Source organism: Streptomyces sp. SP17BM10 (genome assembly GCF_036322405.1).
Lineage (GTDB): Bacteria > Actinomycetota > Actinomycetes > Streptomycetales > Streptomycetaceae > Kitasatospora.
This window is the reverse complement of sequence record NZ_JAQYXB010000602.1, coordinates 24,511-50,995: the sequence shown is the minus strand read 5'-3', so window position 1 is coordinate 50,995 and position 26,485 is coordinate 24,511. Positions and strand designations below refer to the sequence as shown.

Below are 26,485 nucleotides of genomic sequence, written 5' to 3'. Positions count from 1 at the left end.
CCGGTCAGCCGTCGTGTCCGGCCGCGACGGCGACGGCCTCGTCGATCGTGGCGTTCCCGGCGATCAGTTCGAGGGTCTGCCCGGCGGTGCCGGGTTCGCGCAGCAGGGCGGCGAGGACGGCGGCCACGTCGGCCCGGTCCACCGAGCCGCGCCCGGTGTCGGGGGCGAGCCGGACCAGGCCGGTGCCGGGGCCGTCGGTGAGCCGGCCGGGGCGCAGCACCGTCCAGTCGAGCGTGGTGCGGGCCCGGACGGCGTCGTCGGCGGCGCCCTTGGCGCGCAGGTAGGTCTCGAAGACGGCGTCGGCGGGGTGGTGGGCGTGGGCGTCGGCGCCCATGGAGGAGACCATGAGGTAGCGGCGGACGCCGGCGAGTTCGGCCGCGTCGGCGAGCAGGACGGCGGCGTCGCGGTCGACGGTGTTCTTGCGGTCGGCGCCGCTGCCCGGTCCGGCGCCGGCGGCGAAGACCACGGCGTCGGCGCCGTCGAGCAGGGCGGCGAGCTGCGGGGCGGTGGCGGCCTCCAGGTCGAGGACGAGCGGCTCGGCGCCGGCGGCCACGAGGTCCTGGGCCTGTTCGGGGCGGCGGATGATCCCGGCGGGGCGGTCGCCGCGGGCGGCGAGCAGCCGTTCGAGGGCGAGCGCGATCTGTCCGTGGCCCCCGGCGATGACGGTACGCATGGCTCCGACGGTAGTCGCGGCGCGCGCCCCCGTCGTGCGGAGCGCGCCGCGGGGCGGACGCCCCGGGGCGGGCACGGGGAGGGCGCCGGGCAGGACACAATGGGCGCATGACTTCGCTCGCCCACCCGCAGCTGCGCTTCACGCCCACCGTGCAGGACCCGTCCGGCCCCCGGGAGCTGGTGATCCTCGGTTCCACCGGGTCGATCGGCACCCAGGCCATCGACGTGGTGCTCCGCAACCCGGACCGGTTCCGGGTGGTCGCCCTGTCGGCGGCCGGCGGCAGGGTGGGGCTGCTCGCCGAGCAGGCGCTGGAGCTGGGCGTGCACACCGTGGCCGTCGCCGATCCGGCGGCCGAGCCGGCGCTGCGCGAGGCGCTGGCGGCGAAGGCGGCGGGCCGCGCGCTGCCGACCGTGCTGGTGGGGTCGGACGCGGCGACCGAGCTGGCCGCGATGGAGTGCCACTCGGTGCTGAACGGCATCACCGGGTCGATCGGGCTGCGCCCGACGCTGGCCGCGCTGAAGGCGGGCCGGGTGCTGGTGCTGGCGAACAAGGAGTCGCTGATCGTCGGCGGTCCGCTGGTGAAGGCGCTGGCGAAGCCGGGTCAGATCGTGCCGGTGGACTCCGAGCACGCGGCGCTGTTCCAGGCGCTGGCCGGCGGCACCCGGGCGGAGGTCCGCAAGCTGATGGTGACGGCGAGCGGCGGGCCGTTCCGCACCCGGACCCGGGAGCAGTTGGCCGGGGTGACCCCGCAGGACGCGCTGGCGCACCCGACCTGGGCGATGGGCCCGGTCGTGACGATCAACTCGGCCACCCTGGTCAACAAGGGCCTGGAGGTGATCGAGGCGCACCTGCTGTACGACGTGCCGTTCGAGCGGATCGAGGTCGTGGTCCATCCGCAGTCGGTGGTGCACTCGATGGTGGAGTTCACCGACGGTTCGACGCTGGCGCAGGCGAGCCCGCCGGACATGCGGATGCCGATCGCGCTGGGCCTGGGCTGGCCGGAGCGGGTGCCGGACGCCGCGCCGGGCTGCGACTGGACCAAGGCCGCGACCTGGGAGTTCTTCCCGCTGGACAACGACGCGTTCCCGGCGGTCGAGCTGGCCCGCGAGGTGGGTTCGCTGGGCGGCACGGTGCCGGCGGTGTTCAACGCGGCGAACGAGGAGTGCGTGGAGGCCTTCCTGAAGGGCCGGCTCGCCTTCACGGGAATCGTGGACACTGTTGCCAAGGTCGTGGCCGAGCACGGACAGCACGACGGCGGCTCGGCGGCGGCGGGAACTTCCCTGACCGTCGAGGACGTCCTGCACGCGGAGGACTGGGCCCGCGCCCGGGCCCGCGAGCTCGCGGCGGGCTGAGCGACCCGACCGAGCCGGGGCGATCGACGCAGCCCCGGCCGGTCGCGGCGGTTGAACCGTGGCTCTGGTCGCGGTAGGACGAGACGATGAGCGGAGCGGCATGACGGAGGAGTTGCGGTGGCAGCGGTTTTGACGGTGGTCGGCATCCTGGTCTTCGTGCTCGGGCTGCTGGTGTCGATCGCCTGGCACGAACTCGGCCACCTCTCCACGGCCAAGCTGTTCGGCATCCGGGTGCCGCAGTACATGGTCGGCTTCGGCCCGACCCTGTGGTCGCGCCGCAGGGGCGAGACCGAGTACGGCATCAAGGCGATCCCGTTCGGTGGGTACATCCGGATGATCGGGATGTTCCCGCCGGGCGACGACGGGCGGATCGCCAAGCGCAGCAGTTCGCCCTGGCGGAGCATGATCGAGGATGCCCGCGAGGCCTCCTACGAGGAGCTCCAGGAGGGTGACGAGAACCGGCTGTTCTACACCCGCAAGCCGTGGAAGCGCATCATCGTCATGTTCGCCGGGCCGTTCATGAACCTGATCCTGGCGTTCGGGCTCTTCCTGACGGTCATGATGGGCTTCGGCGTCTCCATGAACGTGCCGACGGTCAGCACCGTCGCGCAGTGCATCGTCAAGGCGGGCCAGCCCACCGACGCCTGCCCGGCGGGCGCCCCGCAGACCCCCGCCGCGACGGCCGGGCTGAAGGCCGGGGACCGGATCCTCTCCTTCGACGGGGACCGCATCCGCACCTACGACCAGCTCCAGGCGGACATCCGCAAGTCGGCCGGGCGGACCGTGCCGGTCGTGGTCGACCGGGGCGGGCAGCAGCTGACCCTCACCCCGACGATCGCGGTCAACGACGTCCAGAAGTACGACGCGAACGACATCCCGATCAAGGGGCAGACCGTCCAGGCCGGGTTCCTCGGGTTCACCCCGGCGAGTGGCGTCGTCCAGCTCGGTTTCGGGCAGTCGCTCGAACGGATGACGGACATGGCCGAGAACGGCGTGAAGTCCCTGGTCGCCCTGCCCGGCAAGATCCCCGGGCTGTGGAACGCCGTCGTCGGCGACGCCCCCCGCGACCCGGACTCCCCGATCGGCATGGTCGGCGCGGCCCGGGTGAGCGGCGAGGTGTTCTCGCTCGACATCCCCGGCACCCAGCGGATCGCGTTCTTCGTGAACCTGCTGGCCGGCATCAACCTGTCGCTGTTCCTGTTCAACATGCTGCCGCTGCTGCCGCTCGACGGCGGCCACGTCGCGGGGGCCGTCTGGGAGTCGGTGCGGCGCCGCTTCGCACAGCTGTTCAAGCGGCCCGACCCGGGCCCGTTCGACGTCGCCAAGCTGATGCCCCTGGCGTACGTGGTGGCCAGCGTCTTCATCGGATTCACGCTGCTGGTCCTGGTGGCCGACCTGGTGAACCCGGTCAAGATCAGCTAGTGCGTCCGGGGACGGCTGGTGTGCCCGGCTCCACCCCCGTGCCGTACCGTGGAGGCCGGGTGCGCGATCGTGGCGCGCCCGGCCCCGGCCGTTTCCTTCGGCCGGGCGGTCGACCACACCTCCACCCTGGGGAACCCTGCGCACATGACCGCGATCTCGCTCGGTATTCCGTCCCTGCCGCTCAAGCCGCTCGCCAAGCGCCGAGTATCCCGGCAGATCATGGTCGGCAACGTTCCGGTCGGCGGTGACGCCCCCGTCTCGGTGCAGTCGATGACCACCACCGTCACCTCGGACATCAACGCCACGCTGCAGCAGATCGCGCAGCTCACCGCCTCCGGCTGCCAGATCGTCCGGGTCGCCGTCCCCTCCCAGGACGACGCCGACGCGCTGCCGATCATCGCGAAGAAGTCGCAGATCCCGGTCATCGCCGACATCCACTTCCAGCCGAAGTACGTGTTCGCCGCGATCGACGCCGGCTGCGCCGCGGTGCGCGTCAACCCGGGCAACATCAAGGCCTTCGACGACAAGGTCGGCGAGATCGCCAAGGCCGCCAAGGACGCGGGCGTGCCGATCCGGATCGGTGTCAACGCCGGTTCGCTCGACAAGCGCCTGCTGGAGAAGTACGGCCGGGCCACCCCCGAGGCGCTGGTGGAGTCCGCGCTGTGGGAGTGCTCGCTGTTCGAGGAGCACGACTTCCGCGACATCAAGATCTCGGTCAAGCACAACGACCCGGTCGTGATGATCCAGGCCTACCGCCAGCTCGCGGCCGCCTGCGACTACCCGCTGCATCTGGGCGTCACCGAGGCCGGGCCGGCCTTCCAGGGCACCATCAAGTCCGCGGTCGCCTTCGGCGCGCTGCTCTCCGAGGGCATCGGCGACACCATCCGGGTCTCGCTGTCGGCCCCGCCGGCCGAGGAGATCAAGGTCGGCAACCAGATCCTGGAGTCGCTCGGCCTGCGCCAGCGCGGTCTGGAGATCGTCTCCTGCCCGTCCTGCGGCCGCGCCCAGGTGGACGTCTACAAGCTCGCCGAGGAGGTCACCGCCGGCCTGGAGGGCATGGAGGTGCCGCTGCGCGTCGCGGTCATGGGCTGCGTCGTGAACGGCCCGGGCGAGGCCCGCGAGGCCGACCTCGGGGTCGCCTCCGGCAACGGCAAGGGCCAGATCTTCGTCAAGGGCGAGGTCATCAAGACCGTCCCGGAGTCGAAGATCGTCGAGACCCTCATCGAGGAGGCGCTCAAGCTCGCCGAGCAGATGCAGGCCGAGGGCGTCGAGGCCGGGGCACCGACGGTCGTCGCCGGCGAGTGACCGGCGGGTGGTTCCCCCGCGGCCCGCGCGGTTCGTCCGCCCCGGGCCCGTGCGCAACGGTGTTCCGTCCTTCCGGAAGCGGGGCCGTCCGTTCGCGGACGGCCCCGCGGCCGTAGCCGGGTGGGGCCACGGAGTAGGGTGCGGCCAGAGTCGTCTCAGTGAGGTGCTGTCTCGATGCTCGATCGAGGTGTGATGCTCCCCAGCGCGTTCCAGGGCGCCCGCGCCCTGGCCACCACCCGCGTGCTGGAGCCGCCCGACCTCGCCGACGCCCTGGAGATCCTCCACCGGGACCCGGTCGCCAACGCCTTCGTCGCCACCCGCGTCGAGTCGGTCGGCCTCGATCCCTGGCGGCTCGGTGGCGAGATGTGGGGCTGGTACGACGAGGACGGCGTCCTCGACGCGCTCTGCTACGCCGGGGCCAACCTGGTGCTGGTCAACGCCGGTCCTTCGGCGGTCCAGGCCTTCGCGGAGCGGGCACGGCGCCAGGGGCGCCGGTGCTCCTCGATCGTCGGCCCGGCCGAACCGACGGCGGCCTTCTGGGCGCTCCTGGAACGGAGTTGGGGGCCGGCCCGGGACGTGCGCGCCCACCAGCCGCTGATGGCCACGACCGCGTCCTCGCTGGAGATCGCCCCCGATCCGCTGGTCCGGCGGGTGCGGCGCAACGAGGTCGAGGCGCTGATGCCGGCCTGCGTGGCGATGTTCACCGAGGAGGTCGGGGTGTCGCCGCTGGCCGGCGACGGGGGGTTGCTGTACCAGGCCCGGGTCGCCGAACTCGTGTCCACCGGGCGGTCGTTCGCGCGCTTCGGGGATGACGGCGAGGTGGTCTTCAAGGCCGAGATCGGCGCGGTGACCGAAGGGGCGTGCCAGGTCCAGGGGGTGTGGGTCGCGCCGGAGCACCGGGGGCGGGGGCTCTCGGAGACCGGGATGGCGGCGGTGCTGGACATCGCGCTGCGGGAGGTCGCGCCGGTGGTCTCGCTGTACGTCAACGACTTCAACGTGCGGGCCCGGGCCGCCTATCGGCGCGTGGGCTTCCGCGAGGTCGGGGCGTTCATGAGCGTGCTCTTCTGACGGGGGCGTCGTTGTCGGGGGGACTTCTCCGGGTGCTCGGCCGGGTCGGTGGGGCTGATCTGCGGCTCCGCCCGCGTCGGCGCGGCGCGGGTAGTAACGTCCGGGGCATGGATCAGCTGACCGGGGTGAGGATCGAGGCCATCGACCTCGCGGCCTGGGCGCCGCAGGCGCTCGATGTCCAGGCGGTGGCGTTCGGGCTGACGCCCGAGGAGGTCGCCGTCCGGTTGCACATCGTCGGTCGGCACGCCCAGCAGCCCGGTGTGATCGCCCTCGGTGCGATGAGCGGGGAGCGGCTCGTCGGCTTCGGGTACGGGATGCCCAACCGGCGCGAGCACTGGTGGAGCACCGTCATCGAGCCCTACCTGGTCTCCCGTGGTCACGGGGACTGGCTGGACGGGGTGTTCGCCATCACCGAGCTGCACGTGCTGCCCGAGTGGCAGGGCCGGGGCGTCGGTTCGCGGCTGATCCGGGGGCTGTGCGAGGGCTCGGGCCTCGACCGGAGCATCCTGTCCGCGATCGACGCCGAGACGCCGGCCCGGCGGCTGTACCGCTCCCTCGGCTACCAGGACCTCGCGCGGGCGGTGCGCTTCCCGGCCACGGACCGGCTGTACGCGGTGATGGGGGCCCCGCTGCCGCTGCGGCGGCCCGGTGCGGGCGCGGTTCAGAGCGCGCCGGCGAACTCCAGGTAGAGCTCGGCGTCCTCCCGGCGCTGCGCGGCGAGGGCGCGCAGGCCGAGGTCGACGGCGCGGTGGAGGGTCCAGCCGCGCAGGCGTTCCTGGTCCACCTCCAGGGCCTCGGAGAGCTGGTGGAGCCGCCTGCGGATGGCGCCGGGTGCACCGGCCGAGGCGATCACGGTGTCGGCGCGGTCCAGGACGAGGCGGGCCAGGTCGTAGGCGCGCTCCCCGGCGAGGGGGCGGGGGTCGATCGCCAGCCAGGGGGCGCGGTCGGCGGCGAGGACGTTGCCGTGGTGGAAGTCGCCGTGCAGCAGGAACGTCTCGGTGGCGGAGGCCGCGAGGGCGGTTCCGGTCTCCAGGGCCTCGGCGACGAGGGCGGCCGCCTCGGGCGGAGACGCGACGGCGGGCGCCCCGGCGGCGACGCGGTCGGCGAGGGTGGGGAAGGCGTGCTCCTCGGGCAGCGGCACCCACAGGCGGTGGAGGAGGCTGGTCGCCTCCAGCATGGCCTTGGGTTCGGCGAGCGACCGCAGGGGGATGTCGCCGTGCAGGCGCTCCAGGAGCAGGACCCCTTCGGCGGGGACGGAGTCCAGGAGGAGGACGGCCCCGCGCCCGGCCCATGCGGTCAGCGCGACGTGCTCGGCGGCCGTCTCAGGGGTGACCAGGCCGACCTTGAGCACGGCGGGGGAGAGGTCGTCACGGTGGACGTAGGCGACGAGGCTCAGGCTGCCGCCCGGATCGAGGACGCGCTCCAGGGTGAGGTCCCACCGGGCCAGGTGGGCCGCCACCCGCTCCGGGAGGCCCGCCAGCCAGGCCCCGGCCGCGTCGCCGCCGGGGCTCGCGGTGATGCTGCGCGTCAGCCATGCCGGCACGGTGATCTGTGCTGCTGCTCCCGACATGCCGGCCTTCCGGTTGGTGTTCCCCCGTGGTGCTACCCGTCCATTGTCGGGGATGGGGGCGAAAGCGCAGGTCAGTGTCGCGTGGCGGGTGCCGGGTTCAGGGGGTCGCGGACGGGGTCGGGGACGCGGTGGCCTGGTCGTCGATGCCCGGGAACGCGCGCTGGGGCGCGCCCCAGCGGCGGGCGTGCAGGGCGGCCTCGCGCAGCGCCTCGGCCGCGGCGGTGCGCTGCTGGGCGGGGACGGCGGCGACCAGGTCGGCGTAGACCGTGGTGAGCCGGGTCTCGATGTGGGCGGCGAGGCGGGTGGCCGCGGCGGCGTCGGTGACGGCGAACGGGAGCTGGTAGCCGGCGGCCGCCGCGCCGGGGGTCGCTCCCACGCCGGTCAGGAGGCGCTGCCACGCGTCCCGGCGGGCCTGGTGGTCGGCGTAGGCCGTTCGCGCGTCGGCGCGCTGCTGGTCGTCGGGGAGCTTGGCGCCGACCACGCCGTAGCCGTAGACGGCGGCGTGCTCGGCGTTCAGGGCTCCCTGGAGCGCGGTGATGGCCTCGGGGGTGAGCGCCGTGCTCGGGGTTATGGAGGGGCTCGGGGTCGTGGAGGGGCTCGGGGATGCGGAGGGGGCGGAGGCCGGGGCGGTGGTGTCGCCGAGCGCGGTGGCGTGCACGGCCGCGGACGCGGCGACGGAGGCCAGGAGCCGGGCGAGCTGCGGGGACGCGGCGCCCAGGTCGGCCAGGTGGGCCTGGGCGGTCCGGCGTTCGAGGGCGGCCAGCTCGGCGGTGGTGGTGACCGGGGACGGGGCGGCCGTCGGGGCCGGGGTGCCCCCCGGTGCGGTGGTGGAGGGTGCGGACGGTGTCGACGGTGCGAGGGTCTGTGCCAGTGCCGCCCGGTGCTCGGCCACCTCGGCGCGCAGGGGCTGGAGCTGGGCCGTCGGCAGGCCGTCGTAGGCCGCGAGCAGGGCGTCGGTGGCGGTCACGGCGCGCAGACGGAGGGGCTCGTCCGGGTCGGGCCGGCGGGCCTCGGCGGGCGCGCCCTGGTCGGGGCCGGTGGTGCAGGCGGCGGCGGTGAGGAGCAGCCCGAGGGCCAGGAAGGTCCGTCGGCTGGGCGGCTGCATGTGTCACTCCGGGGCGTGTACGGGAGGACGGCCTCCCCGCCTGCCCTCGTAGGCGTGAATGATTACAGAATCCCCACGATTTCGGCCCGGATCCGGGGCTGGAGGAGGCCCCGGGGCGGGTGTGACCTTGCTCGCAGTGGGTGGCGGACGCCCGGGGCGGTGTGGTCCGGAATCGGTGGTTCGCGGCATCACCGGCTAGGCTTTGGGCCGAGCTGCCGCGACCCGTCGGGACGCGGAGCGACCTTCTGACAACAGCAGACGCGGCCGAGGAGTCCACCCGGATGAGCACCACCACCAACGACCGGCTGCGCGCGTTGCTGGAGCCGCTGGCCGCACAGGCGGGTCTGGACCTGGAGGACGTCAGGGTCACCCAGGCCGGCAGCCGGCGCCAGGTGCAGATCGACGTCGACACCGACGACGGCGTGGACATGGACACCATCGCCGACTTCAGCCGCGTGGTGGGCGAGGCCCTGGACGGGTCGGACGTGATGGGCGACGGCGCGTACCTGCTGGAGGTCGGATCCCCCGGTGCCGAGCGTCCGCTGGTGCTGCCCCGGCACTGGCAGCGGGCCGAGGGCCGGCTGGCGAAGATCCACCTGACCGACGGCGGGGAGGTCGTCGCACGGGTGCTGGAGGCGGACGAGGACGGCGCGCTGGTCGAGGTGCAGCCGGTGAAGGGCCGCGGCCGTCCGAAGGAGCGCCGCCTGGAGTACTCCGAGGTGGCCCGGGCGCGCGTCCAGGTCGAGTTCAACCGCAAGGACGACGAGCTCCTCGACGAGGGGGACGACGGTGCGCAGTGACGGCCGCACGCACCGGACCATGATGAACGTGACGAAAGACGAGGAGGCGTAGCCGTGGACATCGACATGAGTGCCCTGCGCACGCTGGTCAACGAGAAGAACATCCCCTTCGACCTGCTGGTCGAGTCGATCGAGTCGGCCCTCCTCACCGCGTACCACCGCACCGAGGGCTCGCGCCGCCGGGCCCGGGTGCACCTGGACCGCAAGACCGGGCACGTCACCGTGTGGGCGACGGAGGACCCGGCGGAGCTGGACGAGGGCGTCGAGCCCAAGGAGTTCGACGACACCCCGAACGGCTTCGGCCGGATCGCGTCCAGCATCGGCATCCAGGTGATGATGCAGCGCCTGCGCGACGCCGCCGACGACCAGACCTTCGGCGAGTACGCGGGCAAGGAGGGCGACATCGTCACCGGTGTCGTCCAGCAGGGCAACGACCCGAAGAACGTGCTGGTCGACATCGGCAAGCTGGAGGCCATCCTGCCGCCGCAGGAGCAGGTCCCGGGCGAGGACTACCGGCACGGCACCCGGCTGAAGTGCTACGTCGTGGCGGTGCGCCGCGGTGTCCGCGGGGCGTCGGTGACGCTGTCGCGCACGCACCCGAGCCTGGTGAAGAAGCTGTTCGCGCTGGAGGTCCCGGAGATCGCGGACGGCAGCGTGGAGATCGCGGCGATCGCCCGCGAGGCCGGCCACCGCACCAAGATCGCGGTCTGGTCGCGCCGCGCCGGGCTGAACGCCAAGGGCGCCTGCATCGGCCCGATGGGCGCCCGTGTGCGTGCCGTGATGGGCGAGCTGCACGGCGAGAAGATCGACATCGTGGACTGGTCGGAGGACCCCCGCGAGATGGTCGCCGCCGCGCTGTCCCCCGCGCGGGTGACCAGCGTGGAGATCGTCGACGCCGCCCAGCGCTCCGCCCGGGTGATCGTGCCGGACTACCAGCTGTCGCTGGCGATCGGCAAGGAGGGCCAGAACGCCCGCCTCGCCGCCCGTCTGACCGGCTGGCGGATCGACATCCGACCGGACACCGAGGACGCCGGCCGGGAATCCGCGGAGCGGTAGTCAGTGTTGTAAGGTGCGTCCCCGCCGGTCCTCCGGGACTGACGGGGCGGCGCCATGTCCCTTCGGAGGGGTAGACTTGCCTTCGTCTGGCCGGACGCATGTCCGAGCACGCCCGGAACGCACCTGCGTGGGCTGCCGCAAGCGCGCGGCCAAGCACCAGCTGTTGCGTGTCACGGCGGTCGAGGGCGTCTGCGTCCCCGATCCCCGTGGCGCACTGCCGGGCCGGGGCGCACACCTGCACCCCGATCCGGCCTGCCTCGACCTCGCGGTCCGCCGCCGGGCGTTCCCCCGGGCCTTCCGGCTCCAGGGCGTGCTCGACACGGAGCGGCTCCGCGGGTTCATCGAGGAGCGGGCGGGCGGCAACCCGGAGTGATTCTCCCGGGCCCTCCGCCACAGAGAACCACCGCAACAAGCACGACGGGCGGGCAGCCGCGCGCCGTGCCACCAGTCAGGTACCTCGCGATGTGGAAGTAGGTCGAGATTGCGATGAGCACTCGATGAGTACGCGATGAGTACGCGATGGGTACGCCCATGAAGTAGCGACGGTCCGGCGGACGAGACACCCCGGACTCATAGACAGGAGTGAAGTGGCTAAGGTCCGGGTTTATGAACTCGCCAAGGAGCTTGGTTTGGAGAGCAAGGCCGTCATGGCCAAGCTCACCGAGCTCGGTGAGTTCGTCCGTTCGGCGTCCTCGACCATCGAGGCGCCGGTCGTGCGTAAGCTGACTGACGCGCTTGGTGTGGCCCCCACCGGTGGCGGCGCTGCCAAGCCGGGCCCGCGGAAGACCGCGGCGCCCTCCCCCTCCGGGGCCCCCAAGCCGGGTGCCCCGACCCCGGGACCGCGCCCCAGCGCGGCCCCTGGTCCCCGTCCCACCCCGGCCGCCGCGGCTCCCGCCGCCCCGGCCGCCCCCTCTGCCGCCCCGAAGCCGGGCTCGCCGACCCCGGGCCCGCGCCCGGCCGCGCGTCCCGCCGCTCCGGCGGCCCCGGCCGCTCCCGCGGCCGAGTTCTCCTCGCCGGCTCCGGCCGGTGGCGAGGCCGCGCGTCCGGCCGCCCAGGCCCCGCGTCCGGCGGCCCAGGCCTCCGGCGGCGCCCGTCCGGGCCCGCGTCCGGCCGGTCCGCGTCCGGGCAACAACCCGTTCACCTCGGGCAGCGCCACCGGCATGGCCCGCCCCGGTGACCGCCGTCCCGGCGCGCCGGGTGGCCGTGCGGGTGCCCCGGGTGCGCAGGGCGGCGACCGCCCGCGTCCCGGTGGTGACCGTCCGCGTCCGGCCGGTGCCCCCGGCGCCGGTGCTGCGCGTCCGGGTGGTGACCGTCCGCGTCCGGCCGGTGCTCCCGGCGCCGGTGCCCCCCGTCCGGGTGGTGACCGTCCGCGTCCGGCCGGTGCCCCCGGCGCCGGTGCGCCGCGTCCCGGTGGGGACCGTCCGCGTCCCGACGGCATGCCGCGTCCGGCCGCGCCGCGTCCCGGCGGGCCGACCCCGTCCGGCATGCCGCGTCCGAACCCGGGCATGATGCCCCAGCGTCCGGCTCCGGGCCCGCGTCCCGGCCCCGGTGGCCGTGGTCCGGGTGGCCCCGGCGGCGGTCGTCCGGGTGCGCCCGGCGGTGCCCGTCCCGGTTTCCAGGGCCGTCCGGCCGGTCCGGGCTCGCGTCCGGCCGGTGGCGGCGGCTTCGGCGGCCCGCGTCCCGGTGGCGGTGCCCCCGGTGGCGGTGGCGGCGGCTTCGGCGGCGCCCGTCCCGGTGGTTTCGGCGGTCGTCCCGGTGGCCCGGGTGCCCGTGGTGGCACGCAGGGTGCCTTCGGCCGTGGCCCCGGTGGCCGTCCGGCCCGTGGCCGCAAGTCGAAGCGGGCGAAGCGCCAGGAGTACGAGGCCATGCAGGCCCCGTCCGTCGGCGGTGTGATGCTGCCGCGCGGCAACGGCCAGACCGTTCGCCTGTCCAGCGGCGCCTCGCTGATGGACTTCGCGGAGAAGATCAACGCCAACCCGGCCGCGCTCGTCTCCGTCATGTTCAACCTCGGTGAGATGGTCACCGCGACCCAGTCGGTCTCCGACGCGACGCTGCAGGTGCTCGCCGACGAGATGGGCTTCCAGCTGGAGATCGTCAGCCGGGACGACGAGGACCGCGAGCTGCTGGAGTCGTTCGACATCGACTTCGGTGCGAACGAGGGCGACGAGGACCAGCTGGCCCCGCGCCCGCCGGTCGTCACCGTCATGGGTCACGTCGACCACGGTAAGACCCGCCTGCTGGACGCGATCCGCAAGTCCAACGTGGTGGCCGGCGAGGCCGGTGGCATCACCCAGCACATCGGTGCCTACCAGGTCGTCACCGAGGTGAACGGCGAGCAGCGCCCGATCACCTTCCTCGACACCCCGGGTCACGAGGCGTTCTCCGCCATGCGTGCCCGTGGTGCCAAGTCCACCGACATCGCGATCCTGGTGGTCGCGGCCAACGACGGTGTCATGCCGCAGACGGTCGAGGCGCTCAACCACGCCAAGGCCGCCGGTGTGCCGATCGTGGTCGCGGTCAACAAGATCGATGTCGAGGGCGCCGACCCGACCAAGGTCCGCGGTCAGCTGACCGAGTTCGGCCTGGTGGCCGAGGAGTACGGCGGCGACACCATGTTCGTCGACATCTCCGCCCGCCAGGGCCTGCACATCGACCAGCTGCTGGAGGCCGTGGTCCTGACCGCGGACGCCTCGCTGGACCTGCGGGCCAACCCCGAGCAGGACGCGCAGGGTATCGCCATCGAGGCGCACCTGGACAAGGGCCGCGGCGCCATGGCGACCGTGCTCGTCCAGCGCGGTACGCTCCGCGTCGGCGACTCGATCGTCGTGGGCGACGCCTACGGCCGCGTCCGCGCGATGCTGGACGAGAACGGCAACAGCCTCTCCGAGGCCGGCCCGTCCCGTCCGGTGCTGCTGCTCGGTCTGACCTCGGTGCCCCGCGCCGGCGACAGCTTCATCGTCGTCGACGAGGACCGCACCGCCCGTCAGATCGCCGAGAAGCGCTCGGCCCGCGACCGCAACGCCGCCTTCGCGCAGCGTCGGGTCCGGGTGTCCCTGGAGGACCTGGACAAGGCCATCGCCGCCGGCTCCATCGAGCAGCTCAACCTCATCATCAAGGGTGACGTCTCCGGTTCGGTCGAGGCCCTCGAGGACGCCCTCGTCAAGCTGGACGTGGGCGAGGAGGTCGAGCTCCGGGTCCTGCACCGCGGTGTGGGTGCCATCACCGAGTCCGACGTGGACCTGGCGATGGGCTCGGACGCCATCATCATCGGCTTCAACGTGCGCGCCGAAGGCCGTGCGCGCACTGCGGCCGAGAAGGAAGGCGTGGACGTCCGGTACTACTCGGTCATCTACCAGGCGATCGAGGAGATCGAGAACGCCCTCAAGGGCATGCTCAAGCCGGAGTACGAGGAGGTGCGCCTCGGCGCCGCGGAGATCCGCGAGGTCTTCCGCTCCTCCAAGTTCGGCAACATCGCCGGTGTCCTGGTGCGCGACGGCATCATCCGCCGCAACGCCAAGGCCCGCCTGCTGCGCGACGGCAAGGTCGTGGCGGAGAACCTCTCGATCGAGGGCCTGCGCCGCTTCAAGGACGACGCGACCGAGGTCCGCGAGGGCTTCGAGGCCGGTGTGACCCTGGGGTCGTTCAACGACATCAAGGTCGAGGACATCATCGAGACCTACGAGATGCGCGAGAAGCCGCGCGCGTAGTCGCTGGTCACCGGGGCCGGTCGACGGGTGGTATTTCCGTCGACCGGCCCCGGTCTCGCTGTGTAGGGTCCGGGTAGTCAACAGACACGGCGTCGGTCCGAGTCCGGTCCGTCCCCCCGAGGCCTTCCAGGTCGGCGAGACCTGTCATACATGTTCGTGGGAACACTCACCTTCGACCTGCTGCTGGGCGACGTCCACTCGCTCAAGGAGAAGCGTTCGATCGTGCGGCCCATCGTGGCCGAACTGCAGCGCAAGTACAGCGTGTGCGCTGCCGAGACCGGGAACCAGGATCTGCACCGCCGGGCCGAGATCGGTCTGGCGGTGGTGTCCGGCGATGCCGGGTACGTCACCGAGATCCTGGACAGCTGTGAGCGGTTGGTCGCCGGCCGCCCCGAGGTGCAGCTCCTCGCCGCGAGGAGGCGCTACCACAACGACGACGACGAATGACCCCTGTGGAGCGCGCCGGCGGAAGTCGCCGTTCTCACACAGATCAGGACCCGCAGCGCCCGCAAGGCCGGGCGCGGGCCGGTACTTTGGGGCGTGGGCCCCGACGGGCAGGCAGCTCGCCCGGGTACCGGGCCCATTGCACGAGGAGGCAACGTGACCGACACCGCAAGGGCGCGCAAGCTCGCCGACCGCATCCAGGTGGTCGTCGCCCAGACCCTGGAGCGGCGGATCAAGGACCCGAGGCTCGGGTTCGTGACCATCACCGACACCCGGGTGACCGGCGACCTGCGCGAGGCCACCGTCTTCTACACCGTCTTCGGTGACGAGACCGAGCGCGAGGCCACCGCGGCCGCGCTGGAGAGCGCCAAGGGCGTGCTCCGCTCGGAGGTCGGCAAGCAGACCGGGGTGCGCTTCACCCCGTCGCTGACCTTCGTCGCGGACGCGCTGCCGGAGAACGCCCGGAACATCGACGACCTGCTCGACCGGGCCCGCTCCTCCGACGCGGCCGTGCGCACGCAGGCCGCGGGCGCGGTCTACGCCGGCGACGCGGACCCCTACAAGGTCCCGGCGTCCGAGCGTGACGACGAGGACGAGTAGTCATGACGGGTGAGCCGGCGCAGGCCGGTTCGGCGGCCGGTTCGACCACGGGGGCGTCCTCCACCAGTGCGGTGGAGGGTGCCCTCGCGGTGCTTGCGGGGTCGGCGCTCCCGGGCTCCGCGCCCCAGGGCCCGGTGCTCCCCGGGCCGCGGGCCGAGGAGAGCGGCTTCGAGCTGGTCTGGCAGGCCGTGGTGGCCGAGATCGGGCGGGCCGGCACGATCGACGTGATCTGCCACATCTGCCCGGACGGCGACGCCCTGGGCTCCGCCCTGGCGGCGGGGTTGGCGCTGCGCGGGCTCGGTCACGAGGTGCGGGTCTCCTTCGGCGACGACCCCCAGGTGGTGCCCGAGTCGCTCGCCTTCCTGCCCGGCCAGGAGCTGATCGTGCCGGCCGCCGAGGTGCCGGACACCCCCGAGCTGGTGCTCTGTTTCGACGTGGCCGCCGAGAGCCGGCTCGGCCTGCTGCACGACAAGGCCTTCGCCGCGCCCGTGCTGGTGGTCCTGGACCACCACGCCTCCAACCCGGGCTTCGGCACGCACCAGTTGATCGACCCGACCGCGCCGGCCACCGCCGTGCTGGTCGACGAGCTGCTGCGGCGGCTCGGCGTCGAGCTGGACCAGGACCTGGCCACCTGCCTCTACACCGGGGTCGCCACCGACACCGGCTCGTTCAAGTACCGGGCCACCACGCCCGCCACCCACGAGCTCGCCGGGCGGCTGCTGGCCACCGGCATCCGGCACGACCTGATCTCCCGGCAGCTGTGGGACACCTCCTCCTTCGGCTACCTCAAGGTGCTCGCGGGCGCCCTCGACCGGGCGGTCTACGAGCCGGACGCCGCGGGCGGACTGGGACTGGTGTGGACCTGGGTGCCCTACCAGGACCTGGTGCTGTTCAGCGTCACGATCGAGGAGATCGAGGGGCTCATCGACATCCTGCGCCGCCCGGCCGAGGCCGAGGTGGCGCTGGTGCTCAAGCAGGACCCGGACGGGACGCTGCGCGGCTCCTCGCGCTCGAAAGGCGCCGTGGACGTCGCCGCGGCCTGCGCCGAACTCGGCGGCGGCGGGCACGTCTACGCGGCCGGGTTCAGCGCCCGGGCGGACGTGGCCGACGTGGTCGGGCGGTTCCGGGACGCACTGCGGCCGATGCGCTGACCGTCCTGCGTGTGATCATGCTGTGACCGTTGTTTTAGAGAAAGATCACGATGAAGCGCAAAGGCACCGGCCCGGACGGCCTGGTGATCGTCGACAAGCCGGAGGGCATCACCTCGCACGGGGTGGTCGCCAAGTTGCGGTGGCTGACCGGGACGCGGAAGGTCGGCCACGCCGGCACGCTCGACCCGATGGCCACCGGCGTGCTGGTGATCGGGGTCGAGCGGGCCACCCGGCTGCTCGGCCACCTGATGCTCACCGCCAAGACGTACGAGGCGACGATCCGCCTCGGTCAGACCACCGTCACCGACGACCGGGAGGGCGAGGTCACCTCCTCCACCCCGGCGGACGGGGTCGAGCGGGCGGCGATCGACACCGGGATCGCGGCGCTGACCGGCGAGATCATGCAGGTGCCGTCCAAGGTCAGCGCGATCAAGATCGACGGCAAGCGGTCGTACGCGCGCGTGCGCGAGGGCGAGGAGTTCGAGCTCGCGGCCCGGCCGACGACGATCCACTCCTTCACCGTGCACGCCCAGCGCGCGGCGGTCGCCGAGGACGGCACGCCGGTGATCGACCTGGACGTGACCGTCGAGTGCTCCTCCGGCACCTACATCCGGGCGCTGGCCCGGGACCTCGGCGCCGGGCTCGGCGTCGGCGGGCACCTGACCGCGCTGCGGCGCACCAAGGTGGGGCCGTACTCGGTGGAGTCGGCGCGGACCCTGGAGCAGTTGGAGGAGAAGCTGGAGGTGCTGCCGATCTCGGAGGCGGCGGCCGCCGCCTTCCCGCGCTGGGACCTCGACGCCCCGCAGGCCGAGAAGCTCTCGCACGGCGCCCGGCTCAAGGCGCCCGGGATGGGCGTGGACGGGCCGATCGCCGTGTTCGGGCCGGACGGCCGCTTCCTCGCGCTGGTCGAGGAGCAGGGCGGGCAGGCGAAGCCCGTGGCGGTGTTCGTCGGCTGACGTCCACCTCCCGAATTGAACCCCCGCTTTCCGGCGGGGGTTCATTCGTTCCTGGGGGCGCGCGAGGTGAACGCCGGTGGTGAGCGGCGCGCGGGCGGTCGGGCCGTCCCCGTGAGGGGCAGGTCTCCGGCGTCGGACGAGGGACGGTTTCACGGGGGAGGACAGGCGCATGCCGGGATTCCTGGACGGCGACACGGCGGGCGATCCGGGGCGGCACCTGCTGCGGATCCGCGACCTCAACGGGCGGCTGCACGGCTTAGGGTTCGTCGCCGACCCGCAGGGCACCGTGCTGACCTCCCACGAGTGCGTCGCGGGCCTGGACCGGGTGGTGCTGCACACCCCCGGCGGGCAGACCCGGGTGCTCGGCCCGGACAGCGTGCTGCCCCTGCCGGAGCACGGGCTGGCGCTGCTGCGCACCGACGCGGTCGGCGGGCTGCCGGTGCCGCCGCTGTCGGTCGCCGCCGCGGGGGCCGGGTGCGAGGTGCTGCTGCCCGCGCTGGCGGGCGAGGACGGACGCGTGGTGGGGCTGCGCTGCGGCGTGCTCGGGGTGACGGGCGCCGGGTACGCGGCGCCGGACCGCGTCCACCTGCTGCGCGGGGTGCTGCTGCTCGACGTCCCCGTCATCGGGGGCGTCGCCGTACCGGCCGGGGCGCCGGTGCTGGACGCCCGCAGCGGCGCGGTGATCGGGCTCGCCGCGCCCGCGCTGGGCGGGCCGTGGCACGGCGGCGCACTGCCGGCCGTGCCGGCCGCCGGCGGGGTGGCGCCCGCGCCGGAGCTGGCCGGGCTGACGGCGCGCAACGCGGCGGCGGTGCCCGCGTACGGGCCCGCGCTCAACCTCGCCGGGGTGCTGCGGCTGGCCGGCGTCCAGCTGGGTTCGGCCGGCGCCGGTCCCGGCCGGGTGGCCGGGCTCGCCGCCGACCGGGTGGACCGGCCGGACGGCCTCGCCGGGGACGCGCCGGCGGCCACCGTCACCGTCCTCGTCGGCGCGCCGGGCAGCGGCCGCAGCACCGAGCTCGCCGCCCTCGCGGTGCGCCGCTCCGACGGGTCCCGCCCGTTGCCCACCCTCTGGCTGCGCGGCGCGGACCTGCGGGCCGAGGACCGTTCGCTCGCCGAGCCGCTGGAGCGGGCCCTGGCCGCGGCGGCGGCCGACCTGGGCGTCGCCGCGCCCGCGCCGGAGCCCGTCGCGGCCCTGTGCGCGGCGGCGGGGCGGCCGCTGCTGGTCGTCCTGGACGGTCCGGAGGAGGCCCCCGTGGCGCCGGGCGCGGCCTGGCTGCGGGCGGCGGGGGAGTGGCTGACGGGCTGCGGGGCCCGGCTGCTGACGGCGTGCGGGGAGGAGAGCTGGGCGCCCCCGGCCGCGGGGGAGTGGAGCGAGCCGGGCGACGGCGAGGACCCCGGCGGCCACCGGCACCCCGACGAGCGGCAGGAGGAGGCCGCGAGCGGCGACCTGGCCAGCGCCCCGACCGTACGGGTGCGCCGCCCGGCGCCGCCCAGCCTCGCCGTGCAGCACCTCGGGCCGCTGCCGGCCGAGGCGGCCGAGCGCGTCCGGCGCCGGTACGGGCTGCCGCCGGCCCGGCCGGGCGCCGTCGACGCGCGGCACCCGCTGGCGGTGCGGCTGGCCGGCGAGCTGTGGGCACTGGAGCTGCTGGGGGAGCCCGCGGACCGGGGCGAGCTGTTCGGCGCGTACCTCGACCTGCGCTGCCTGCGGGTGGCGCAGCAACTGGCGCTGTGGCCGGCCGACGAGGCCCGCGCGCGTCGCCCGGGGGCGCACCGCAAGGGCGCGGTGCGCCCGTCCGGGCCGTCCGCCGGGCGGGTGCGACGGCTGGCGTCGGCGGTGGCCGGGCGGGTGCACGAGGCGGCCCGGCGGATGCTCGGCGCGGACCAGGGCGGGCTGGGCCGGGCCGGATTCGAGGAACTGTTCCCGGTCGCGGGCGGCTGGGCGGGGGCGGTGCTCGCGGAGGGCCTGTTCGTGCAGGCCGGGCCCGGGGTCCGGTTCGCGCACGGGGAGTTCGCGGACTGGCTGCAGGGACTGCACCTCGACCTGGACGCGGCGCTGCGGCTGCTGCTCGGGGAGGACGAGGGCGTCCGCCCGGCGGTCGGGGCGCGCGTGGTGGCCCGGCACCGGATCGGCCCGGTGGCGGCGGCGCTGCGCCGGGTGGGCGAGACGTGGGGCGCGCCGGCCCTCGACCCGTGGCTGCACCGGCTGTGGCGGGCGCTGGACCTGCGCCCGCCGGGTGGCGAACCCGCCTGGTGGGCGGGCCGGTTGCTCGCGGCGGGGCTGGTGGCCAGCCCGGACGTCGCCGAACACCGCGCGCTGCTGGAGCAGTTGGCCGGGCGGATCGCCGAACGCGCCGAGCAGGACGGCGGGTTCGACGCGCTCCCGGCGGACGGCCTGGGCCGGTTCGGTCCGGAGTTCTGGACCGGGCTCGGGCTGCCCCTCGAGGACGAACTCGCCCTGCTGCGGCGCCTGGTGGTCGCGGACGGCCGCGGGCAGCCGTTCCTCGCGGCGGTCGCCGGGCGGCTGCGCGCCAACCCGGCCGCCGTGATCCCGCTGCTCTGCGCGTGGTTCGACGACCGGCGCGGACTGCCGGGCGCCCCCGGGAGCACGGGCCGTCGCAGCGTGGCCGATCTCACCCACGACCTGCTCCACGCCCACCGCAGGCTCGCCCTGGACGACCTGGCCGACGCGCTGGCCGACGCCGCCCACCCCGGGGCGGACGCGCTGCTGACCGTGCTCGCCGCCGAGGAGCCGTCGGCGCTGTGCCGCGCGGTGGACCGCTGGAGCCACGACCGGCGGCCCGAGCGGCACGTCGCCGCCGCCGTGCACGCGCTGCGCGTCGCCCCGCACGCGTCCGGGGCCGGGCCCGAACTGCTGCGGTACACCGCGCTGAGCCTGCTCGCCCGCGAGGACGAACCCGCGCTGCACGGCGCCGCGCTGGCCCTGCTGGTCGGCGATCCGCGGTGCCGGGCCGAGCACCTCCCGGCCGCGCTGGAGCTCCACCGGGCGGGCACCGACGCGTTCCTGACCCCGCGGGCGCTGGCCCCGGCCCTGGAGAGCGACCCGGAGCCCGTCCTGGCCGCGCTCGCCGACCGGCTGGCCGGGCCGCACGCGCCGGTCGCCGCGACCCTGCGGGTGCTCGCCGACGCCGGTGCCCCGGTGGCCACCCGGCGGGGTGCCGAGCTGGTCGCCCGGCTGCTGCGGGAGCGGCCCGAGCTGGCCGGGCCGGTCGCCGCCGACTACCTGGGCCGCCGGCTGGAGCGCGCCGCCGTCGCCGGGCCGGCCGCCCGGCTGGAGCTGCGGCTGCTGCTGGGCGGGGCGCTGGCCGCGCGGGCGGCGGCCGTCCGGCGGCCGTTCGCCGAGGTGCTGTCGGCGCCGGTGGCCGATCCGGCCGCCGACGCGCTGCGCTGCGAGCTGCTCGACACCCTGCTCGCCGCCGAGAACGACCCGGCGGTGCTGACCGCCGCCGTCGAGCGGCTGGCGGACCACTGCGCGGCCGAGAAGCCGGCCCGCGCCCGTGCGGTGCTGGCCCGGACGGTCCCGGGGCTGCCGGCCGCGGACGACCTGCTGGTGCGCTGCGCCGGCCGGTCGGCGGCGTTCGCCCAGCTGCTGGCGCAGTGGCCGCGGGACGCCGCCCCGACCCCGCCGGACGGCCCCCGGCTGGCCCGGATGCGGGCCCTGGTGACGGCCGGGCGGGACCCTCAGTACGCCGCCGCGGAGGCCGAGCGCTCGCCGTTCGAACGTGTGGTGCGCTCAACCCGCATTCCGGTGCCTGAGCAGGGGCAGGCGCATGGCACGCTATAGGGGTTCGGGTTTGAGCGTTTGAGCGTACAGAAGGTACGCGCCGTACGGAACAAGGAGCGGTCAGGGTGCAGCGCTGGCGTGGCCTGGAGGAGATCCCCGGTGACTGGGGACGCAGCGTCGTCACCATCGGCTCGTTCGACGGGGTGCACCGCGGGCATCAGCTGATCATCGGACGGGCGGTCGAGCGGGCCCGCGAGCTCGGGGTCCCGTCCGTCGTCGTCACGTTCGACCCGCACCCGCGCGAGGTCATCCGCCCGGGCAGCCACCCCGCGCTGCTCGCCCCGCAGGCCCGGCGCGCCGAGCTGATCGAGGGCCTCGGCGTGGACGCCGTGCTGGTGCTGCCGTTCACCCCGGAGCTGTCGCAGGAGTCGCCGGAGACGTTCGTCCGGCAGGTGCTGGTGGACGCGCTGCACGCGCGCGTCGTCATCGAGGGCCCCAACTTCCGCTTCGGGCACCGGGCCGCCGGTGACGTGGCGCTGCTCACCGAGCTGGGCCGGGCGGCCGGGTTCGACGTCGAGGTGGTCGACCTCCAGGTGAGCGGCACGGCCGGCGCGGGCGAGCCGTTCTCGTCCACGCTGACCCGCCGTCTGGTCGAGACGGGCGACATGGCCGGGGCCGGCGAGGTGCTCGGCCGGCCGCACCGGGTCGAGGGCGTCGTGGTGCGCGGGGCGCAGCGCGGCCGCGAGCTCGGCTACCCGACCGCCAACGTGGAGACGGTGGCGCACAGCGCGATCCCGGCCGACGGCGTGTACGCGGGCTGGCTGACCGCCGATGGCGAGCGGATGCCGGCCGCGATCTCGGTGGGCACCAATCCGACCTTCGACGGCACCGCGCGCACCGTCGAGGCGTACGCCATCGACCGGGTCGGCCTGGACCTGTACGGGCTGCACGTGGCCGTCGACTTCCTGGCCTACCTGCGCGGGATGGAGAAGTTCGACTCGATCGAGGCGCTGCTCGACCGCATGGCCGACGACGTCAAGCAGGCCCGTGAGCTGACCGACGGCGTCTGAGTCGCGCCGCCCGGCCCGCGCGAAGGTCCTCGCCCGGGCGAGGGGCCGGCCTGCCGCGAAGCATCCGGCCTGTGCGAAGGGCCCGCCGACCTGTCGGCGGGCCCTTCGGCGTCACTGCGGGGGCTGCGGCGGGTAGCCGTAGCCGGGGGGCGGCTGGTACCCGTCCGGCTCGGCGGGCGGGGCCGGGTGCGGGGCGGCCGGCTGGGGCCACTGCGGCGCGGGCGGCTGGGCGCCGCCGGGGTGGGGCTGGGGGTAGCCGTACCCGGCGGGGGGCGGGGTCTGGCCCGGCTGCGGGTAGCCGTAGCTCCCCGGCGGCGGGCTCTGGCCGGGCTGCGGCGCCCACGGCGCGCCCGGCGCCGGCTGGGCGGCCGGGAACGGCTGGCCGGTGGCCTGGTAGGGCTGCGGCTGACCGGGCTGCTGCTGCGCGTACGGCTGCTGAGGCGCCTGCTGCTGGGTCTGTTGCTGCCAGCCGCCCTGCTGCTGGGCGGCCTGCTGGGCGCGGATGATGTCCTCGCCGACCAGGGTCGCGAGTTCGAAGTACGCCTCGCGGACCTTGGGACGCATCATGTCGAGGTCGACCTCGGCGCCGGCCGCCAGGCTCTCGTCGAACGGCACCACGATGACGCCGCGGCAGCGCGTGCGGAAGTGCGCCACGATGTCCTCGACCTTGATCAGCTTGGCGGTCTCGCGCACCCCGGAGACCACCGTGATGCTGCGCTGGACGAGGTCCGCGTAGCCGTGCGCGGAGAGCCAGTCGAGCGTGGTGGAGGCGCTGGAGGCGCCGTCCACGCTGGGGGTGGAGACGATGATCAGCTGGTCGGCCAGGTCGAGCACCCCGCGCATCGCGCTGTACAGCAGACCGGTGCCGGAGTCGGTCAGGATGATCGGGTACTGGCGGCCCAGCACGTCGATGACCTGGCGGTAGTCCGAGTCGTTGAAGGTGGTCGAGACGGCCGGGTCGACGTCGTTCGCCAGGATCTCCAGGCCCGAGTGCAGGTCCTGCGAGGTGAACTGACGGATGTCCATGTAGCTGCGCAGGTGCGGGATGGCCGTCACCAGGTCGCGGATGGTCGCGCCGGTCTGGCGCTTGACCCGGCGGCCGAGGGTGCCGGCGTCCGGGTTGGCGTCGATCGCGATCACCTTGTCCTGGCGCTCGCTGGCCAGCGTCGCGCCGAGCGCGGTGGTGGTCGTGGTCTTGCCGACGCCGCCCTTGAGGCTGATCACGGCGATCTTGTAGCAGCTCATCACCGGCGTGCGGATGATCTCCAGCTTGCGGCTCTTCTCGGCCGCCGCGGCCTTGCCGCCGAACTGGAACCGCGGCTGCTGGCGCTGCTGCTTGGGCTGGCTGCGCAGAAGGCGGTCCGAGGACAGCTCGACGGCGGCCGTGTAGCCGAGCGGGGCGCCGTGCGCGGCCTGCTGCGGGGCGCCGGCCTGCTGCGGCCAGGGCTGCCCGGGGCCGGGCTGGGCCGCCGGGGCGGGCTGCTGGTAGGCGGCGGGCTGCGGCCAGCCGCCCTGGCGCGGGTCGACCGGCGCGGTCGGCGGGGCGGGCTGCGGCTGCGCCGGCGCGGGCTGGGGCTGGGCGGGCTGCTGCGGCTGCGCTTGGGCCGCGGCCTGCTGGGCGGCCCACGCGGCGGCCTGCGGGTCCTGCGGGGCGGCGGGCGGCTGCGCGAACGACGGCGGCGGGGCCGGCGGGCCGGGCTGCACCGGCGGCACGGCGGCCTGCGGGTCCGCGTACGGCTGCTGCGCGGCCGGGCCCGGCTGCTGGTGCGGGACCGGGGCCGCCGGGGGCCAGCCCGGGTCGACGGCCGGCGGCTGCTGGTGCGGGACCGGGGCCGGCGGCGGGAACGCGGCGTGCGGGGCCTCGGCCGCGGCGGGCGCCGGCTCGGGCGCGGCCACCGGGACCGGGGCGGGTGCGGGCGGCTGCTCGGCGACGGGCGCGGGCGCGTGGGCAGGTGCGGGCGCGTTCGCCGGGGCGGAGCTCGCCGGGGCGGAGTTGGCCGGGGCGGAGAAGGAGAGCGGGGCCGGAGCCGGTGCCGGCGGCGGCACGACGGCCGGGGCCGGGGCGGAGGGCTGGGCCGGGCCAGGGGCCTCCGGAGCCGGGGCGCCCTGGGCCGCCGTCTCGGCCGGGGCCGCCGCGCCGTCCGTCCGCACGTACCAGGACGGGGGAGTGTAGTCGGGGGCGTCGGACCAGTCGTCGTCGTCCTCCGCCGCGTTGTGGCCGACGTAGACGCCGTCCCGATCGCTGCTCACTAGGGCTCCCTCGTGTTCGCCGCCGCTTGTTCAGCGGTGCCGTTGCCGCCTCAAGACTAGGCCGTACGGCCGACGTCGTTGTAGGCGGACTCCGATCCCGGCCGGTCGGCCGCACCGCTCAGGCGGCCGGATCCACCCGGCGCGGCACGCCCAGGAGCTGCAGCTCCGCCTGCCCGGGCACGGCCCGAACGTACTGACGGTGCATCCGGGTGGTCCAGAGCGTCAGGTCGTCGCCGAGGGCGGGCAGCGCGGCGACGTCCTCCGGCGGCAGCGCCAGCGTGCGCCGCAGGATCCCCGCCTCCTCCGGCTGGACCCGCTGCACTCCGACGAGGTCGGCGGCGCCGACCAGCCGGGTGGCCTCCGGGAGGAGCCAGGGCAGCACCGTCAGCGTGGTCTGCCAGGGCGCGGCGGACAGCCGGCTGCGCGGCGGGCGAGCGGTGAGGTCGCGCACCACCAGCACCGGCGAGCCGACGGACGCGCCCTGCGGGCCGAGCCGGCCGGCCTGGTGGACGGTCACGCAGGGCTGCCCGCCGCCCGCGGCCTGCGCGAGCGCGCTCCAGGCCCGGGGGCGGGCGGTCTCCACCGCGACGCGCGCGCCGGTCGAGGCGGCCCGCAGCGCGATCAGCTGGGCCGTCCACAGGCCGCCGACGAGCACCAGGTCGTGGGCGCCGGGCCGGAAGAGCCCCAGCACCGCGGGCCGGCCCTGGACGTCCACGCCGATCGGCACGCCGTCGTCGCCGACGGGCAGGGCCAGTGCGCCCAGGTCGGCGGCGGCCAGCACGTGCTTGTCCCGGCGGGGGCCGCGGAGGCCGAAGCCGGGCAGGATCCGCGGCCGGGGGCGGGACTGCGCCGTGGCGGGGCGCGGGCGGGCCGGGTGGGCGGTCATCAGGCGGTTCCTCCGAGCGGCAGGGTGGCCAGGACGCCGGGCGCCTGTTCCAGGTCGAGCCGGCTCAGGCCGAGGCCGGCCTCCCGGGCGCGGGACTCCACCTCGCGGCAGGTGGTGGCGAGCTCGCCCTCGTTGCGTCCGGTCACCCGCAGGTGTCCGGCGAGGGTGACGGAGCCGCCGCCGTGCCCGAGGGCGAGGCTGAGGGTGCCGGCCGGCGCGGGGGCGCCGGTGAGAAGGTCGACCAGCTCGGGCAGGGACGGCCCGCCGGGGTGACCGAAGCGGGGCCAGCGGGAGATCCAGTAGGTGCAGTGCCATCGGTCGTCGATCCGCCAGTGCCGGCGGCCCTCCCGGGTCCGGCGGGTGGCGCCGGTGCCGCCGCTGCCCCGGAGGCCGGCCGCCGCGAGCGGGTTGGCGCACGCGGCGGTGGCGAGGGCGGCGATCAGCTCGCGCTCGTCCAGCACCGTCGCGCGGAACCCGGCGCCTTCGAGCCGTCCGGCGAGCTGGTCGGTCACGCGTTGGAGCGCCCTGCGGGCGCCCTCCTCGCCGCCGCCGCGGGCCCGGACGGCGGCCGCGGCGCGCTCCGGGTCGAGCTTGAGGGCCACCCAGGTGAGCCGCAGCCCGGGGGTGGTGGATCCGCCGGGCAGCTCGCGGTGGGCGCGGGCGGCGAGCGACTCCTCGGGCAGGTGCGGGGCGGGGGCGGGCTGGGTGAACTGCACCACCTGGACGGACTCCAGGGTGATGTCGTCGACCTTCAGCGCCGAGCCGAGGACGTCCAGCGGCAGCGGCCGGTCGCCGCGCGCCGGGCGCAGTGGACGGTCCCTGGACTGGACCAGCAGCACCGAGCCGAGGAAGGTGCCGTCGCCGGCCATGCCGGTCTCGCGGCGCACCGTCCGTCCGCCGAAGTCGGCCTCGGTGGCGTGGGTGTACGTGCGCAGGGCCGGTTCGAGTTCCAGCACGGGGGCGAGCGTCGGGTCGGCGTCCGCCGGGGGCAGGGTCGAACTGGCGACTTTCAGGCGGGACGTGAGGGCCGATCGGGCCAGGAGGAGTTCCGGGAGGGTCCGGCCGCGCAGCGGGACGAGGCCGGCCAGGACCAGGGCGAGGCCGAGCGCGCCGAGCACGGCGGTGGCCGTGCGGCCGAGCGTCCAGCCGATCGCCGCGAGCGCCAGGGCGGCTTCGACCAGCACGAGGTGACGGATCGTCCGGCGGCCGCCGGGCAGTGCGGACGGCGGGTGGACGCGGACCGCGGCCGGCGGCCGCCCGCCCGGTGCCGTGCCGCGTCGTCCCGGAGCGGTCTGGCTTGGCATCCCCCGGCTGACCCCCACTGCTCGATC

Annotated in this window: 21 protein-coding genes; 15 read left to right on the top strand and 6 right to left on the bottom strand. The window is 75.2% G+C overall.

Annotated features, from left to right (window positions below; all coding sequences use genetic code 11):
• Positions 1-4: 4 nt before the first annotated feature.
• Positions 5-673 (bottom strand): NAD(P)H-binding protein, encoded by a 669-nt coding sequence (locus PUR71_RS22025; RefSeq protein ID WP_329928791.1) that lies wholly within the window; start codon positions 671-673, stop codon positions 5-7.
• A 107-nt stretch (positions 674-780) separates the two neighbouring features.
• On the opposite strand from PUR71_RS22025, the gene dxr reads away from it, so the two are divergent.
• The 5 genes from dxr to PUR71_RS22000 all read left to right on the top strand — a co-directional run bounded on the left by dxr (position 781) and on the right by PUR71_RS22000 (position 6,509).
• Entirely contained in the window at positions 781-2,025 is a 1,245-nt protein-coding gene (dxr, locus tag PUR71_RS22020) for a 1-deoxy-D-xylulose-5-phosphate reductoisomerase (protein ID WP_329928790.1), read from the top strand.
• 117 nt (positions 2,026-2,142) lie between these two features.
• Positions 2,143-3,447 (top strand): M50 family metallopeptidase, encoded by a 1,305-nt coding sequence (locus tag PUR71_RS22015; protein WP_329928789.1) that lies wholly within the window; start codon positions 2,143-2,145, stop codon positions 3,445-3,447.
• Between the two features lie 144 nt (positions 3,448-3,591).
• Positions 3,592-4,752, top strand: coding sequence for a flavodoxin-dependent (E)-4-hydroxy-3-methylbut-2-enyl-diphosphate synthase (ispG, locus tag PUR71_RS22010; protein ID WP_329928788.1), 1,161 nt, complete (start codon positions 3,592-3,594; stop codon positions 4,750-4,752).
• A gap of 192 nt (positions 4,753-4,944) precedes the next feature.
• The gene (locus tag PUR71_RS22005; RefSeq protein WP_329928807.1) at positions 4,945-5,820 is read left to right on the top strand and encodes a GNAT family N-acetyltransferase; all 876 of its coding nucleotides are present in this window, start codon (positions 4,945-4,947) and stop codon (positions 5,818-5,820) included.
• A 107-nt stretch (positions 5,821-5,927) separates the two neighbouring features.
• Positions 5,928-6,509, top strand: coding sequence for a GNAT family N-acetyltransferase (locus PUR71_RS22000; protein ID WP_329928787.1), 582 nt, complete (start codon positions 5,928-5,930; stop codon positions 6,507-6,509).
• Here the strand turns inward: PUR71_RS22000 and PUR71_RS21995 are convergent.
• Complete coding sequence (locus PUR71_RS21995; RefSeq protein ID WP_329928786.1) at positions 6,482-7,390, bottom strand: aminoglycoside phosphotransferase family protein; 909 nt, start codon at positions 7,388-7,390, stop codon at positions 6,482-6,484. The genes PUR71_RS22000 and PUR71_RS21995 overlap by 28 nt on opposite strands.
• A 97-nt stretch (positions 7,391-7,487) precedes the next feature.
• Complete coding sequence (locus PUR71_RS21990) at positions 7,488-7,961, bottom strand: ferritin-like domain-containing protein (RefSeq protein WP_329928806.1); 474 nt, start codon at positions 7,959-7,961, stop codon at positions 7,488-7,490.
• Between the two features lie 815 nt (positions 7,962-8,776).
• Between PUR71_RS21990 and rimP the strand changes: the two genes are divergently transcribed.
• The 10 genes from rimP to PUR71_RS21940 all read left to right on the top strand — a co-directional run bounded on the left by rimP (position 8,777) and on the right by PUR71_RS21940 (position 22,018).
• Positions 8,777-9,295 carry a ribosome maturation factor RimP gene (gene rimP, locus PUR71_RS21985; protein ID WP_329928785.1) on the top strand — a complete coding sequence of 173 codons (519 nt, stop codon included), beginning with the start codon at positions 8,777-8,779 and terminating at the stop codon, positions 9,293-9,295.
• Positions 9,296-9,349: 54 nt separating this feature from the next.
• Complete coding sequence (nusA, locus tag PUR71_RS21980; protein WP_329928784.1) at positions 9,350-10,351, top strand: transcription termination factor NusA; 1,002 nt, start codon at positions 9,350-9,352, stop codon at positions 10,349-10,351.
• 127 nt (positions 10,352-10,478) lie between these two features.
• On the top strand, positions 10,479-10,724 hold the full coding sequence (locus PUR71_RS21975) for a YlxR family protein (RefSeq protein ID WP_329928783.1): 246 nt from the start codon (positions 10,479-10,481) through the stop codon (positions 10,722-10,724).
• Between the two features lie 214 nt (positions 10,725-10,938).
• The gene (gene infB / locus PUR71_RS21970) at positions 10,939-14,058 is read left to right on the top strand and encodes a translation initiation factor IF-2 (RefSeq protein ID WP_329928782.1); all 3,120 of its coding nucleotides are present in this window, start codon (positions 10,939-10,941) and stop codon (positions 14,056-14,058) included.
• A 150-nt stretch (positions 14,059-14,208) separates the two neighbouring features.
• Positions 14,209-14,505 carry a DUF503 domain-containing protein gene (locus PUR71_RS21965; protein WP_153460710.1) on the top strand — a complete coding sequence of 99 codons (297 nt, stop codon included), beginning with the start codon at positions 14,209-14,211 and terminating at the stop codon, positions 14,503-14,505.
• A 153-nt stretch (positions 14,506-14,658) separates the two neighbouring features.
• On the top strand, positions 14,659-15,102 hold the full coding sequence (gene rbfA, locus PUR71_RS21960) for a 30S ribosome-binding factor RbfA (RefSeq protein WP_329928781.1): 444 nt from the start codon (positions 14,659-14,661) through the stop codon (positions 15,100-15,102).
• Positions 15,103-15,104: 2 nt separating this feature from the next.
• Positions 15,105-16,253: a DHH family phosphoesterase gene (locus PUR71_RS21955; protein ID WP_329928780.1), complete on the top strand. Its 1,149-nt coding sequence runs from the start codon at positions 15,105-15,107 to the stop codon at positions 16,251-16,253.
• A 50-nt stretch (positions 16,254-16,303) separates the two neighbouring features.
• Positions 16,304-17,209: a tRNA pseudouridine(55) synthase TruB gene (truB, locus tag PUR71_RS21950; RefSeq protein ID WP_329928779.1), complete on the top strand. Its 906-nt coding sequence runs from the start codon at positions 16,304-16,306 to the stop codon at positions 17,207-17,209.
• Positions 17,210-17,378: 169 nt separating this feature from the next.
• Positions 17,379-21,008 carry a serine protease gene (locus tag PUR71_RS21945; RefSeq protein ID WP_329928778.1) on the top strand — a complete coding sequence of 1,210 codons (3,630 nt, stop codon included), beginning with the start codon at positions 17,379-17,381 and terminating at the stop codon, positions 21,006-21,008.
• A gap of 65 nt (positions 21,009-21,073) precedes the next feature.
• On the top strand, positions 21,074-22,018 hold the full coding sequence (locus tag PUR71_RS21940) for a bifunctional riboflavin kinase/FAD synthetase (RefSeq protein WP_329928777.1): 945 nt from the start codon (positions 21,074-21,076) through the stop codon (positions 22,016-22,018).
• A 111-nt stretch (positions 22,019-22,129) separates the two neighbouring features.
• Here the strand turns inward: PUR71_RS21940 and PUR71_RS21935 are convergent, their stop codons facing one another.
• The 3 genes from PUR71_RS21935 to eccE form a co-directional block, all read right to left on the bottom strand.
• Positions 22,130-24,268 (bottom strand): MinD/ParA family ATP-binding protein, encoded by a 2,139-nt coding sequence (locus tag PUR71_RS21935; RefSeq protein WP_443077521.1) that lies wholly within the window; start codon positions 24,266-24,268, stop codon positions 22,130-22,132.
• A gap of 118 nt (positions 24,269-24,386) precedes the next feature.
• The gene (locus PUR71_RS21930) at positions 24,387-25,154 is read right to left on the bottom strand and encodes a hypothetical protein (RefSeq protein WP_329928776.1); all 768 of its coding nucleotides are present in this window, start codon (positions 25,152-25,154) and stop codon (positions 24,387-24,389) included.
• Positions 25,154-26,458, bottom strand: coding sequence for a type VII secretion protein EccE (gene eccE / locus PUR71_RS21925; protein WP_329928775.1), 1,305 nt, complete (start codon positions 26,456-26,458; stop codon positions 25,154-25,156). The genes PUR71_RS21930 and eccE overlap by 1 nt, the downstream gene beginning before the upstream one ends.
• Between the last annotated feature and the right edge of the window lie 27 nt (positions 26,459-26,485).

Coding starts and splice junctions, on each gene's coding strand:
- PUR71_RS22025 (WP_329928791.1), bottom strand. CDS start 673: ATGCGTACCGTCATCGCCGGGGGCCACGGACAGATCGCGCTCGCCCTC.
- dxr (WP_329928790.1), top strand. CDS start 781: ATGACTTCGCTCGCCCACCCGCAGCTGCGCTTCACGCCCACCGTGCAG.
- ispG (WP_329928788.1), top strand. CDS start 3,592: ATGACCGCGATCTCGCTCGGTATTCCGTCCCTGCCGCTCAAGCCGCTC.
- PUR71_RS22005 (WP_329928807.1), top strand. CDS start 4,945: ATGCTCCCCAGCGCGTTCCAGGGCGCCCGCGCCCTGGCCACCACCCGC.
- PUR71_RS22000 (WP_329928787.1), top strand. CDS start 5,928: ATGGATCAGCTGACCGGGGTGAGGATCGAGGCCATCGACCTCGCGGCC.
- PUR71_RS21995 (WP_329928786.1), bottom strand. CDS start 7,390: ATGTCGGGAGCAGCAGCACAGATCACCGTGCCGGCATGGCTGACGCGC.
- rimP (WP_329928785.1), top strand. CDS start 8,777: ATGAGCACCACCACCAACGACCGGCTGCGCGCGTTGCTGGAGCCGCTG.
- PUR71_RS21965 (WP_153460710.1), top strand. CDS start 14,209: ATGTTCGTGGGAACACTCACCTTCGACCTGCTGCTGGGCGACGTCCAC.
- PUR71_RS21955 (WP_329928780.1), top strand. CDS start 15,105: ATGACGGGTGAGCCGGCGCAGGCCGGTTCGGCGGCCGGTTCGACCACG.
- truB (WP_329928779.1), top strand. CDS start 16,304: ATGAAGCGCAAAGGCACCGGCCCGGACGGCCTGGTGATCGTCGACAAG.
- PUR71_RS21945 (WP_329928778.1), top strand. CDS start 17,379: ATGCCGGGATTCCTGGACGGCGACACGGCGGGCGATCCGGGGCGGCAC.
- PUR71_RS21930 (WP_329928776.1), bottom strand. CDS start 25,154: ATGACCGCCCACCCGGCCCGCCCGCGCCCCGCCACGGCGCAGTCCCGC.
- eccE (WP_329928775.1), bottom strand. CDS start 26,458: ATGCCAAGCCAGACCGCTCCGGGACGACGCGGCACGGCACCGGGCGGG.